Annotated in this window: 10 protein-coding genes; 5 read left to right on the top strand and 5 right to left on the bottom strand. The window is 70.5% G+C overall.

Features of this window, described 5'->3' with window-relative positions:
• Window positions 1–21 precede the first annotated feature (21 nt).
• From coaBC to RUR49_RS15220, 3 genes are read left to right on the top strand one after another with little or no spacing between them, the layout of a single operon-like run.
• Window positions 22–1338 (top strand): bifunctional phosphopantothenoylcysteine decarboxylase/phosphopantothenate--cysteine ligase CoaBC, encoded by a 1317-nt coding sequence (coaBC, locus tag RUR49_RS15210; RefSeq protein WP_409147236.1) that lies wholly within the window; start codon window positions 22–24, stop codon window positions 1336–1338.
• Window positions 1338–1793, top strand: a complete 456-nt coding sequence (gene dut / locus RUR49_RS15215) for a dUTP diphosphatase (protein ID WP_409147676.1) — start codon at window positions 1338–1340, stop codon at window positions 1791–1793. The genes coaBC and dut overlap by 1 nt, the downstream gene beginning before the upstream one ends.
• Before the next feature lie 7 nt (window positions 1794–1800).
• The gene (locus RUR49_RS15220; RefSeq protein ID WP_409147237.1) at window positions 1801–2421 is read left to right on the top strand and encodes a glutathione S-transferase family protein; all 621 of its coding nucleotides are present in this window, start codon (window positions 1801–1803) and stop codon (window positions 2419–2421) included.
• 226 nt (window positions 2422–2647) lie between these two features.
• Here the strand turns inward: RUR49_RS15220 and polA are convergent, their stop codons facing one another.
• A complete protein-coding gene (gene polA, locus RUR49_RS15225; RefSeq protein ID WP_409147238.1) occupies window positions 2648–5662 on the bottom strand; it encodes a DNA polymerase I in 3015 nt (1004 codons plus the stop codon).
• Between the two features lie 100 nt (window positions 5663–5762).
• Window positions 5763–6971, bottom strand: a complete 1209-nt coding sequence (locus RUR49_RS15230; RefSeq protein ID WP_409147239.1) for a DUF3095 domain-containing protein — start codon at window positions 6969–6971, stop codon at window positions 5763–5765.
• A gap of 188 nt (window positions 6972–7159) precedes the next feature.
• Here RUR49_RS15230 and RUR49_RS15235 point away from each other — a divergent pair, with 188 nt between their 5' ends.
• Complete coding sequence (locus RUR49_RS15235; RefSeq protein ID WP_409147240.1) at window positions 7160–9388, top strand: transglycosylase domain-containing protein; 2229 nt, start codon at window positions 7160–7162, stop codon at window positions 9386–9388.
• A 207-nt stretch (window positions 9389–9595) separates the two neighbouring features.
• Here RUR49_RS15235 and RUR49_RS15240 read toward each other — a convergent pair whose 3' ends face one another.
• Complete coding sequence (locus RUR49_RS15240; RefSeq protein ID WP_409147241.1) at window positions 9596–9733, bottom strand: EncA/B family entericidin; 138 nt, start codon at window positions 9731–9733, stop codon at window positions 9596–9598.
• A gap of 207 nt (window positions 9734–9940) precedes the next feature.
• Between RUR49_RS15240 and RUR49_RS15245 the strand changes: the two genes are divergently transcribed.
• A complete protein-coding gene (locus RUR49_RS15245; RefSeq protein WP_409147242.1) occupies window positions 9941–11371 on the top strand; it encodes a homospermidine synthase in 1431 nt (476 codons plus the stop codon).
• A 96-nt stretch (window positions 11372–11467) separates the two neighbouring features.
• On the opposite strand, the gene RUR49_RS15250 is transcribed toward RUR49_RS15245, so the two are convergent.
• A complete protein-coding gene (locus RUR49_RS15250; RefSeq protein WP_409147243.1) occupies window positions 11468–11914 on the bottom strand; it encodes a DoxX family protein in 447 nt (148 codons plus the stop codon).
• A gap of 179 nt (window positions 11915–12093) precedes the next feature.
• Window positions 12094–12390 (bottom strand): hypothetical protein, encoded by a 297-nt coding sequence (locus RUR49_RS15255; RefSeq protein ID WP_409147244.1) that lies wholly within the window; start codon window positions 12388–12390, stop codon window positions 12094–12096.
• Window positions 12391–12399 lie beyond the last annotated feature (9 nt).

A 12399-nucleotide genomic window follows, 5' to 3' on the forward strand; every position in this document is an offset into this window, starting at 1 on the left:
CGCGATGCCGCGTGGCAGGCGATGCTGACCGGAAAGCGCATCCTCCTCGTCGTCGGCGGCGGCATCGCCGCCTACAAGGCGCTCGAACTCGTCCGCCGCCTGCGCGAGCGCGGCGCGTCCGTCCGGGCGGTGATGACACCCGCGGCGAAGGAATTCGTCACGCCGCTGTCGCTCGCCGCCCTCACCGAGGACAAGGTCTACGGCGAGCTGTTCGACCTCACCTCGGAAGCCGAGATGGGGCACATCGTGCTGTCGCGCTCAGCCGACCTCGTCGTCGTCGCGCCGGCGACTGCCAACCTGCTGGCCCGCATGGCCGCCGGGATGGCGGACGACCTCGCCACCACCCTGCTGCTCGCGACCGACAAGCCGGTGCTCGTCGCCCCGGCGATGAACGTCCGCATGTGGCTGCACCCCGCCACCCAGCGCTCCGTCGCGACGCTCACCGCCGACGGCGTCACCTTCGTCGGGCCGAACGACGGGGTGATGGCCTGCAACGAGTTCGGACCCGGCCGGCTGGCCGAGCCGGACGAGATCGTTTCCGCCGTCGAGCGCCATTTCGGTCGCACTGACAGTGGTCTGCAGGGCGGACCACTCGCCGGCCGGCGCGTCGTCGTCACCTCCGGGCCGACGCACGAGCCGATCGATCCGGTGCGCTACATCGCCAACCGCTCCTCCGGCCAGCAGGGCCACGCCATCGCCGCCGCCGCTGCCAAGGCCGGAGCGGAGGTGGTGCTCGTCTCCGGTCCGGTCGCCTTACCGGATCCGCCGGGGGTCACCGTCGTGAAGGTCGAGACGGCCCGCGAGATGCTCGCGGCCGTCGAGGCGGCGCTGCCGGCCGACGTCGCGGTGATGACGGCCGCCGTCGCCGACTGGCGCGTCGACCATGATCAGAGATCAAAGATCAAGAAGGACGCCACCGGCCGCCCGCCGGCGCTGACACTGGTGGAGAACCCCGACATCCTCGCCACCGTCGCCGCGCTCGGTCCCGGCGCACGGCCGCGCGTCGTTGTCGGCTTCGCCGCCGAGACCGACGACGTCGTCGCCAACGCGCGGAAAAAGCTCGCGAAAAAGCGCTGCGACCTGATCGTCGCCAACGACGTCCGCCCCGAGACCGGCATCATGGGCGGCGGCGACAACACCGTCACCGTCGTCTCCGCCGACGGAGCGGACGCGTGGCCGTCGATGACGAAGGCGGATGTCGCCGTCAAACTGGTGCAGCGGATTGCCGCCTTGCTCGCGGACCAACCCGTTGAAACAGTTGCGGAAAAGTCTCAGCGACCGGCGCCGGTCGACGGTGCCCGCAAACGCCCGTCGAAACCGCCCCCCCGAAAGGCCTGATCTCGTTGATTTCCCTGAAACTTCTCCGCCTGCCCCACAGCGCCGGCCTGCCGCTGCCGACGGCTGCCACCGGCGCCGCCGCCGGTATCGACCTGATGGCCGCGGTCGCCGACGGTGTACCGACGGTGCTGCCGCCGGGCGGTCGCGCGCGGGTGCCGACGGGATTTTCGATCGCGATTCCAACGGGCCACGAGGGCCAGGTGCGGCCGCGCTCCGGCCTCGCCGACAAGCACGGGGTGACGGTGCTGAATGCGCCCGGCACCATCGACGCCGACTATCGCGGCGAGGTGCAGGTGATCCTGATCAACCACGGCGCCGAGCCGTTCACGGTCTCCCGCGGCCTGCGCATCGCGCAGCTCGTGGTGGCGCCCGTGACGGCGGTGGCCATCGAAGAAACCACGGAGCTCGACGACACGGCGCGCGGCGCCGGCGGGTTCGGCTCGACGGGACGGTGAGGAAACGATGCTGAAGATCTGGGGACGGGTGAATTCCACCAACGTCAAGAAGGTGACGTGGCTTGTCGGCGAACTGGGGATCGCCCACGAGCGCATCGACGCCGGCGGCCAATTCGGCGTCGTCGGCGAGCCGACCTACCGGGCGATGAACCCGAACGGCAAGGTGCCGACCATCGACGACGACGGCTTCGTGCTGTGGGAATCGAACACGATCGTCCGCTACCTCGCGGCGAAGCACGACACCGGCGGCCTCTATCCGGCGGACCTCAGGGCCCGCGCCGACGCCGAGCGCTGGATGGACTGGACGACGGCGAGTTTCGCCCCGCCGTTCACCAACGTCTTCCTGCCGCTCGTGCGCTTTCCGCCGGAGAAGCGCGACCCCGCCGCCATCGCCGCCGCCGCGGCGGACTGCGGCAAGCTGCTCGCCATCGTCGACGAGGCCCTCGCCGGCCGGCCCTTCCTCGGCGGCGACCGGCTGACGGTTGGCGACATCCCCCTCGGCTGCGCGGCCTACGGCTACTTCAACCTGCCGATCGAGCGCCCGTCGCTGCCGAACGTCGAGGCCTGGTACCAGCGCCTCACCGAGCGGAAGGCCTACCAGGACGCGGTGATGATCCCGCTGACGTGAGGGGGGTGAGGGAGGGCGTTGGAGGGAAAGGCTGCGAGCGAGCCTCGAACCGAGGACGTTCGCTCGTTCCTCAACCCCTCGATCCGTCATCACCCGGCTTGACCGGGTGATCCATCACACAACGGGCGCTTGCAGTCCGGATGGATCGCCCGGTCAAGCCGGGCGATGACGGAGAGGGAAGCGAAGGCAGAGGAAACACGCGGGCGGAGGCGGCCTTGCCGCCCCCTCAGTGCGCCTCGTCCCAATTGCCCGCCGCCCTCGCGTCGACCTTCAAGGGCACGCGCATCTGCACCGCCGGCTCGGCCGCCTCCTCCATCACCGCCGTCACGACCGGGATCGTTGCGGCGACCTCGTCCTCCGGGAGCTCGAAGACGAGTTCGTCGTGGACCTGCAGCAGCATCAGGGCCGAGAGGCCGGCCTTTTCCAGCGCGCCGTCCATGCGGACCATGGCGCGGCGGATGATGTCGGCGGCGGAGCCCTGGATCGGGGCGTTGATGGCGGCGCGCTCGAGGAAGGCGCGCATCGACGGGTTCGGGCTGTCGATCTCCGGATAGTGCGCCTTGCGGCCGAACAGCGTCGTCACGAAGCCGTTCGCCCGCACGAAGGCCCGCGTCGAATCCATGTAGTCGCGGATGCCGGGGAAGCGCTCGAAGTACTTGCGGATGTAGGCGCCCGCCTCCTCGCGGCCGATGCCGAGCTGGTTCGCCAGACCGAAGGCCGAGATGCCGTAGATGATGCCGAAATTGATCGCCTTGGCGCGGCGGCGGACCATCGGGTCCATGCCCTCGACGGGAACGCCGAACATTTCCGACGCCGTCATCGCGTGGATGTCCTGCCCGTCGGCGAAGGCCTGGCGGAGCTGCGGGATGTCGGCGATGTGGGCGAGCACGCGCAGCTCGATCTGGCTGTAGTCGGCCGAGAGCAGCTTGCGGCCGGGCGGCGCCACGAAGGCGGTGCGGATCTTGCGCCCCTCCTCGGTGCGGACCGGGATGTTCTGCAGGTTCGGCTCCGAGGAGGAGAGCCGGCCGGTGGTCGTCGCCGCCATGGCGAAGCAGGTGTGGACGCGGCCGGTCTCCGGGTTGACGTAGGTCGGCAGCGCGTCGGTGTAGGTCGACTTGAGTTTCGCCAGCTGGCGCCACTCGAGGATCTTCTTCGGCAGCGGGTGGCCCTGGTCGGCGAGCTCCTCGAGCACGTCGGCGCCGGTTCCCCAGGCGCCGGTCTTGGTCTTGCGGCCGCCCGGCAGCCCCATCTTGCCGAACAGGATGTCGCCGAGCTGCTTCGGCGAGCCGACGTTGAAGGGCTCGCCGGCGATCTCGGCGATCTCGGACTCGACCCGCGCCATCACCTGGGCAAACTCGCCGGAGAGCCGTGACAGGATCTGCCGGTCGATCGAGATGCCGCGGCGCTCCATCCGGCCGAGCACGCCTGACAGCGGCCGCTCCAGCGTCTCGTAGACGGTGGTCATGCCGTCGGCCGGCAGCCGCGCCTTGAAGATCAGCCAGAGGCGCAGCGTCACGTCGGCGTCTTCGGCCGCATAGGCGGTGGCGCGGTCGATCGGCACGGCGTCGAAGGTGACCGCCGCCTTGCCGGAACCGGTGACCTCCTTGAAGGCGATCGGCTTGTGGCCGAGGTGGCGCTCGGAGAGCTCGTCCATGCCGTGATTGCCGCGCCCGGCATCGAGGGCATAGGACATCAGCATGGTGTCGTCGGCGGGGCCCGTCTCGATGCCGTGGCGGGCGAGCATGAGGGCGTCGAACTTCAGGTTCTGCGCCACCTTGAGGACGGTGGCGTCCTCCATCAGCGGCTTCAGGCGGGCGAGCACGTCGGCGATCGGCAGCTGGCCGGGATGCAGCCCGCCGCCCTCGAAGAGGTCGGTCGCCGCGCGGTGGCCGATCGGAATGTAGCAGGCCCGGCCCGGCTCCAGCGCCAGCGACACGCCGACGAGATCGGCCTGCATCGGATCGAGCGAGGTCGTCTCGGTGTCGAAGGCGACGACGCCGCGCTGGCGAGCTTCCGTGATCCACGCGTCGAGCTGCTCGAGGGTGCCGACGGTCTCGTAGTTCGAGGTGTCGACGGCAACCGCCATGGCGCTGCCGCGCCGGCTCGCGACGAGGTCGGCCGGGGTGGCGCCGTCGGCCGGAGCGGAGGCCGACGTCTCGGGCGTGCCGCCGGCGAAGGGCGCCGCGGTGGCCGGATCGGGCTCGGGAGGGAAGCCCGGCACCATGACGATCGCCGGCTCGATGGCGCCGGCATCGACCTCGTAGAGCTCGCCGACGCGGCGCGTGATGGTGGTGAACTCGAGGCCCTTCAGGAAGGCGACGAGGTGCTTTGCATCGAGCGGCACCACCGCCAGGTCGGCGGCGGGAACGGGGAGCGGCGCGTTGTCGTCGAGCTGCACGAGCTGGCGCGACAGCCGCGCCTTGTCGGCGTTGGCGATCAGCGCCTCGCGCCGCTTCGGCTGCTTGATCTCGCCGGCGCGGGCGAGCAGCGTGTCGAGGTCGCCGTACTCGTTGATCAGTGTCGCTGCCGTCTTGATGCCGATGCCGGGCACGCCGGGGACGTTGTCGGTGGCGTCGCCGGCGAGCGACTGCACGTCGACGACCTTCTCCGGCGGCACGCCGAAATATTCCAGCACCTCCGGCACGCCGATGAAGCGCTCGGCGCGGAAGGAACCCTTCTTCGAATCGCCCGACGCCGGGTCGTACATCGACACGCCCGGGCCGATCAGCTGCATCAGGTCCTTGTCGGCGGAGACGATCAGCGTCTCGGCGCCGGCGGCGCGGGCCACCTTCGCATAGGTGGCGATGAGGTCGTCGGCCTCGTAGCCGCCCATCTCGATCGGCGAGAGGCCGAACGCCTCGACGGCGGCGCGCATCAGCGGAAACTGCGGCACGAGGTCGGCCGGCGGCTCCGGCCGGTGCGCCTTGTAGCCGTCGTAGATGTCGTTGCGGAACGTCTTCTCGGACTTGTCGAAGATGATGGCGAGGTGGGTCGGCGTGACCCCGGCCGCGCCCTCGCGCAGGAACTGCAGCAGCTTGGTGCAGAACAGGCGCACCGCCCCGGTCGGCAGGCCGTCGGAGCGGTAGTTGTACTTCCGGTCCTGGTTCATCGACTGGAAGTAGGCGCGGAAGACGAAGGAGGAGCCATCGACCAGGAACAGCCGGTCGCCGGGTCCGAGGGGCTTCGGTCCGGTATGAACGGGGGCCGGCTCGGGGCTGGCTTGGGGGGGTGCGTCCGACATGGGCGGGACCATGCCACCGCCGCGGCGGCGAGGAAAGCCGGGAGGCGGCGCCGTCCCCGCTCCGCCGCGCGTTATCCCGGGCGGACGGTCTGCGCCGGCGTCAGGAGGCGGCGGTAGCCGGCCGGATGGGCAGCGCCTTCAGCTGCTGCGCCGCGGCCGCGTAGCCGCCGCCGGCGCCGTCGACGAAATGGACGTGGTCGGGGCGCAGCGGCGACGGCACGAAGCAGGTCATCAGCGCCGAGCCCTGACGATGCGCGCCGGCACGGGCGACGCCCTCAGTGACGGCACGGTCGAGACGGGCGACGATGCGGTCGGCGACCGCCGGCGTGCAGTCGATCGTCATCATCAGCCCGTCCTCGTACTTCCGGAAGTCGGTGTTCTCGACCATCGAGCGGCGGTAGGCGTTCGGGTCGAAGGGGCCGATGCGGATGCCGAAGCGGAACAGCACGTAGGCGAACAGCGTCGCGGCGCCGAGCTTGAGGCGGTGCAGCGGCAGCGAGGCGCCGGGCGGGCGGGAGGCGCGCACCTCGAGCTCGAAGCCCGGCGGCGGCCAGCCGATGCCCGGCCCGTTCTCCGGCAGCGGCCGCCCGGCGGCGGGCTGCGTGTCGGCGAGCGCCAGGACGTCGGCGACGAGGCGGCGGAACGCACCGGTATCGGCCGCTGCATCCCCGCTCGTCACGGGCGTGGCGATCAGGGACAGCACGACGCCGTGCTGGGCGGGGATCTCGTTCCAGCGGCATGTGAGGCCCTCGAGGTTCGGGCGCGTGCCCGGGGCGGCCTCCGGCAAGGCGAGCGTGCCGTCCTTCAGCCGCCGCTCCGCCCAGGCGATGCCGCCGCCGTCGAACATGGCGTAGTCGATGTCGGGCGAGGGGGCGAAGCGGGCGACGCGGACGTCGCGGCCGCTCTCGCGGAGCTCGGCGACGGAAACGGTGGCGACGCGCAGGCCGAGCTCGAGCTCCTCGCGGCACCAGACCGCGGTGGCGGCGAGCGCCTCGGCGACGGCCGCCGCATCGTCCGGCCCGACGGCGAGCGCCGCCCCGTCACCGGCGAAGACGAAGGGGAAGGCGCGGCCGGAAAGCGCGTTGGAGACGGCGGCGATGGCGGCGGCGCCGGCGGTGTTGACCGCCTTGGCGCCCCCGGCGGCGGCGACGCCGGTGGAGTTGACGACGTCGGTGACGGCGACCGTCCAGTCGTCCGGCAAGGGCTGGTAGCGGGCGGGATCGGCGAGGTCGGCGAACCCGGAAACGACCGGGACGCCGTCATAGAAGCCGGCCGTCGCCGCGCGTTCGGGAGCCCCCGTCACCTGCATTCCCTCCCGATTTTCGGTCGCCGCAGCGTCGGCTGCAATTCCGGCGGCAGCGAGGTTCGCCGCCGGCCGGCGCCGGTTCATAGGATATACCTGCAATTGTCGGCATCGGTTTCATCGATCGTTAAATCGCCACATCGACAGTGGACTCCCCGTCCTCCCTGGAAACGGGCGAGAGGATTTGGCGGCGGATGGCGCGATCTGAAGGCGGCGGCGAGCGCCGCGAGCCGAGCTTCGGCAACGCGGGCAAGACGCGCGACGGGCTGAGCCTCGACCGGCGCGACCGCATCGGCGCGTTCGCCGAGGACGATGGCTTCGAGGAGGATGAGCCGCTGGCCCGAGCCCCCGTGAAGCGCACCGCCACGCGCGCAGCCTCGGCGAAGAAGCCGGCGCCGAAGCCGGCGGCCAGGACATCTTCCAAGACCAGCACGGCCTCGCCGCGCCGGCGGGCGCCGAAGCGCAGCCTCCTCGGCCGGCTGGTGAAGGGCGGCGTCTACTGGGGCCTGATCCTCGCGGTCTGGGGCGTCGTCGCCTTCGTCGGTCTGCTCGGCTACTACGCCGCGACGCTGCCGCCGACCTCGGAGTGGGCGGTGCCGGCCCGGCCGCCGAACGTCCGCATCGTCTCGGAGACCGGCGAGACGATCGCCAACCGCGGCGACACCGGCGGCGAATCGCTGACGCTCGCCGAGATGCCGAAGGCGCTGCCGCAGGCGGTGATGGCGATCGAGGACCGGCGCTTCTACAGCCACTTCGGCATCGACCCGATCGGGCTCGCCCGCGCGATGGTGGTGAACTTCCAGAGCGGCGCCGCCACACAGGGCGGCTCGACGCTGACGCAGCAGCTCGCCAAGAACCTCTTCCTCGAGCCGGCGCGCACCATCGAGCGCAAGATGCAGGAGGTGGTGCTGTCGCTCTGGCTTGAGGCGGAGCACTCGAAGGACGACATCCTCGAGATGTACATGAACCGCGTCTATCTCGGCGCCGGCGCCTATGGCGTCGACGCGGCGGCGCGGCGCTACTTCGCCAAGTCGGCCCGGGAGGTGACGATCGCGGAAGCCGCGATGGTCGCCGGCCTGCTGAAGGCGCCGTCGCGCTACGCGCCGACGAACGACCTGCAGGCGGCCCGCGACCGCGCGGCCCTCGTCCTCGGCGCCATGCGCGAGGAGGGCTACATCACCGACGCGCAGCTGAAGCAGGCGCTGGCCGAGCCCGCCCGCATCGTCAACCGCCAGACTGCCGCCAGCGCCGGCTATGTCGCCGACTGGGTGATGGACCTCGTGCCGGGCTTCGTCGGCCAGGTGTCCGAGGACATCGTGGTGGAGACCACCATCGACACCTCGATCCAGCGCGCCGCCGAGGACGTGCTGCAAAACGGTCTGGCGGCGGAGGGCGAGAAGCTGCGTGTCAGCCAGGGCGCCGTCGTCGTCATGGACGGCGCGGGCGCGGTGAAGGGCCTCGTCGGCGGGCGCGACTACCAGGCGAGCCAGTTCAACCGTGCCGTCACCGCGCGCCGGCAGCCGGGCTCGGCGTTCAAGCCGTTCGTCTACCTCGCGGCGCTCGAGCACGGGATGACGCCGCAGACGGTGCGCGTCGACCGGCCGGTCGCCTTCGGCAAGTGGCGGCCGGAGAACTACACGCGCAAGAACTATGGCGAGGTGACGCTGAAGCGGGCCTTGGCGAACTCGCTGAACACCGTGGCGGTGCAGCTCGGCAGCGAGGTGGGGGCGATCTCGGTGGTCGACACCGCCCACCGGCTCGGCATCACCTCGGCGCTCAACCCGAACCTGTCGATCGCGCTCGGCACCTCGGAGGTGACGCTGCTCGAGCTCACCGCCGCCTACACGCCGTTCGCCAACGGCGGCTACGGGGTGGTGCCGCACGTCATCCGCCGCATCAAGACGGAGGACGGCACGCTCCTCTACGAGAAGCGCGGCTCGGGGCCGGGGCAGGTGGTCAACCTCGCCCAGATCGGCCAGATGAACGAGATGCTGTCGGAGGCGCTGATCTCCGGAACGGCGCAGCGGGCGCGCATCCCCGGCTGGCCGGCGGGCGGCAAGACCGGCACCAGCCAGGACCTGCGCGACGCCTGGTTCGTCGGCTACACCGGCTACTTCACGGCGGGCATCTGGCTCGGCAACGACGACGGCAAGCCGACCAAGGCGACCGGCGGCGTGCTGCCGGCGGCGCTATGGGGCCAGCTGATGGCGCGCATCCACGACGGCATGCAGGTGGCCGAGCTGCCGGGCGCCCAGGCGGCGCGCGAGGCGGCGGTGGCGGCGGCGCAGATCCCGGTCGACGGCCCGTCGCCGGTGATGCCGCAGCTGCCGGCCGGCACCGCGAACGGCGAGGCGCGCGCCGGTAGCCGCGTCATTCCGCCGGCGGGTGGGGGGGACTTTCTGAAGAGCCTGTTCGGGGGGTAGGCGGTGTTCACCCTCCCCTCGTGGGAGGGTCGGACCGCGTGAGCGGTCCGGGGAGGGCCGCCGGCGGCGTCAGCCGACGGCGGTGCAACGGTTCGGCGGTCTCTGACGCCGTACCGCCGCGCCAGCGCGCGGCGGCCCCCTCCGGCCGGCTTCGCCGGCCACCTCCCCCACGAGGGGGGAGGGGGAAGATCCTCGGTTCGAGGATCCTCAGTTCACGCTGTCGCCGACGGCGTCGGCGGTCTGATTGATGTCCTTGCCGGCCCCGCGGACGGTGTTGTCGCAGGCGGCGACGCCGAAGGCGAGAAGGCATGCGGCAGCGATCGCCGCGAACGGGCGCAAGCTCATGGATGATCTCCGAAAATTGGCGAACCGGCGGGATCGCCGGTCGTGCACTGCAAACGCCGCCCGAGCCACGTAGGTTCCGCCGGGCTCGTGCAGACGGCGACACGGGCCGCCACAGTGCTGCGTCATTGACCCGTCATGGAACACGCTTCAGAAACGGCCGTCGCCGCCGCGAGGCGGCTCGGAGACTGCCAGAACAGGGGGCTCGCCATGAGCACAGACACCATCCACGGCCGCATCGACGGCCCGATCGTGATGATCGGCTTCGGCTCGATCGGCCGCGGCACGCTGCCCCTGATCGAACGGCACTTCGAATACGACCGCGGCCGCATGGTGGTGATCGACCCCGACGCCAGCCACAAGACCTTGCTCGACCGCCACGGCGTGCGCTTCGTCCAGGCCGAGGTGACGAAGGACAACTACCGCGCCTTGCTCGCACCGCTGCTGACCTCCGGCGGCGGCCGCGGCTTCTGCGTCAACCTCTCGGTCGACGTCTCGTCGGTAGCGATCCTGGAGCTCTGCCGCGAGCTCGGCGCGCTCTACATCGACACCGTCGCCGAGCCGTGGAAGGGCTTCTACTTCGACAAGTCGATGGGACCCGGCGAGCGCTCCAACTATGCGCTGCGCCAGCGCGTCCTCGACGCCCGCACGCGCTCCCCCGGCGGACCGACGGCGGTGTCGTGCTGCGGCGCCAACCCCGGCATGGTGTCGTGGTTCGTCAAGCAGGCGCTGGTGAACCTCTCCGCCGACCTCGGCCGCGACGACCCGACGCCGACCGACAAGGACGGCTGGGCCCGGCTCGCCCGCGACCTCGGGGTGAAGGGCGTCCACGTCGCCGAGCGCGACACCCAGCGGGCGCGCAATCCGAAGCCGCTCGACAAGTTCATCAACACCTGGTCGGTCGAGGGCTTCGTCTCGGAAGGCCTGCAGCCGGCCGAGCTCGGCTGGGGCACCCACGAGCGCTGGATGCCGGAGACCGGCCGCACCCACGAGACCGGCTGCGGCGCGGCGATCTACCTGATGCAGCCCGGCGCCGACACGCGCGTGCGCACCTGGTGCCCGACGCCCGGCCCGCAGTTCGGCTTCCTCGTCACCCACAACGAGGCGATCTCGATCGCCGACTACTTCACGCTGCGCGAGGGCGACGAGGTCGTCTACCGGCCGACCTGCCACTACGCCTACCACCCCTCGAACGATGCCGTGCTGTCGCTGCACGAGATGTTCGGCTCGGGCGGCAAGATGCAGTCGTCCTGGCACATCCTGACCGAGGACGAGATCGTCGACGGCCGCGACGAGCTCGGCGTGCTGCTCTACGGCCACGCCCGGAACGCCTACTGGTACGGCTCGCAGCTCACCATCGAGGAGGCGCGCGAGCTCGCCCCCTACCAGAACGCCACCGGCATGCAGGTCACGTCCGCCGTGCTCGCCGGCATGGTGTGGGCGCTCGAAAACCCCGAGGCCGGCATCGTCGAGGCCGACGAGATGGACTTCGCGCGCTGCCTCGACGTGCAGCGGCCCTATCTCGGGCCCGTCGTCGGCATCTACACCGACTGGACGCCGCTCGAGGGCCGCGGCGGCCTGTTCCCGGAAGACCTCGACCACGAGGACCCCTGGCAGTTCCGCAACATTCTGGTGCGGTGAGGCGCGACTTGGTGCGTTGAGGCGCCGTCTGTGCGCTGACACGCGGACCGCGCGGGGCTGTCGTCCCGCGCGGTCGTCTTCAGGCGTCCAGGCTGCTCAGAACTGCCGGCCGACGATGCGGTCGACCGAGAACGTGCGGGCACCGTTGACGGCGAAGAAGATCGTCACCGCCGCCCACAGGATCGACTTCTCCGATCCGGCCCAGCCCTGGTCGAGCTGGATCCAGTGGTAGTAGACGGTGACGAGCAGGATGATCGTGGCGACCACCGCGGCCGGCCGCGTCAGGAAGCCGATGATCAGGAGTACGCCGCTGCCGAGCTCGCCGACGGCGAGCAGCACCGACCACAGCCATCCCGGCCAGAAGCCGATGCTCTCGACCATGCCGGCGGCGCCGAACGGATCGAGGATCTTCGGCAATCCGTGCACCACCAGCGCGACGCCGCAGACGACGCGCAGCAGCGTCTCGGCTGGGCCCGACAGCAGCCGGTAGATCGGCCCGAGGAACGGCAGCACGAGCGTGCCGCGGGTGTTGGCGTCCTGCATTCAGGCAATCCTTCTCAAACTCGCACACGCGAACCGATCGCGCAGCCCTAGACGGCGCCGGCAGCGCCTGCAAGCTCTCCTATCGTCTCCGCAACAGGCCACAGGGCCAGGCGGCGGCGCAGGATTCTCGCGGATCGGTGCCGGGTGCGGAGTTCCGAGGCCTCTGCTTCGCATTCGCGTCAGAGGAGGCGATGCCAGAACTTCCCTTCGTCAAACAACCAATCGTATTTCTTGATACCTTCGAGTTCTCTCAGGGCTTGCAAGCCGAAGCCATACCGCGCCGCCATCGCGACTAACTCTCGGAGGTGCGTCTTGCGCAAATGCGCTCTTGGAATGCAAATCCATATTTCATCGTGGACACAATCGATGTTTATGGCGTCGCTGACTCTCCCGATCCAGGAGAAGAAGAATTCTTCGTCGATCTGAGAATAGAACTTCTGCCGCTTGACGCAGATTTCGATCAATCGCTTGGACATGGAGCGCCC

Origin of the sequence: Pseudoxanthobacter sp. M-2 (assembly GCF_046156265.1) — a bacterium.
Taxonomy (GTDB): Bacteria; Pseudomonadota; Alphaproteobacteria; order Rhizobiales; family Segnochrobactraceae; genus CAMDHY01.

What these genes read in the sequence shown, in the direction of transcription:
- coaBC (WP_409147236.1), top strand. Translation starts at nt 22, where the DNA reads ATGCTGACCGGAAAGCGCATCCTCCTCGTCGTCGGCGGCGGCATCGCC.
- RUR49_RS15220 (WP_409147237.1), top strand. Translation starts at nt 1,801, where the DNA reads ATGCTGAAGATCTGGGGACGGGTGAATTCCACCAACGTCAAGAAGGTG.
- polA (WP_409147238.1), bottom strand. Translation starts at nt 5,662, where the DNA reads ATGTCGGACGCACCCCCCCAAGCCAGCCCCGAGCCGGCCCCCGTTCAT.
- RUR49_RS15230 (WP_409147239.1), bottom strand. Translation starts at nt 6,971, where the DNA reads ATGCAGGTGACGGGGGCTCCCGAACGCGCGGCGACGGCCGGCTTCTAT.
- RUR49_RS15235 (WP_409147240.1), top strand. Translation starts at nt 7,160, where the DNA reads ATGGCGCGATCTGAAGGCGGCGGCGAGCGCCGCGAGCCGAGCTTCGGC.
- RUR49_RS15240 (WP_409147241.1), bottom strand. Translation starts at nt 9,733, where the DNA reads ATGAGCTTGCGCCCGTTCGCGGCGATCGCTGCCGCATGCCTTCTCGCC.
- RUR49_RS15245 (WP_409147242.1), top strand. Translation starts at nt 9,941, where the DNA reads ATGAGCACAGACACCATCCACGGCCGCATCGACGGCCCGATCGTGATG.
- RUR49_RS15250 (WP_409147243.1), bottom strand. Translation starts at nt 11,914, where the DNA reads ATGCAGGACGCCAACACCCGCGGCACGCTCGTGCTGCCGTTCCTCGGG.
- RUR49_RS15255 (WP_409147244.1), bottom strand. Translation starts at nt 12,390, where the DNA reads ATGTCCAAGCGATTGATCGAAATCTGCGTCAAGCGGCAGAAGTTCTAT.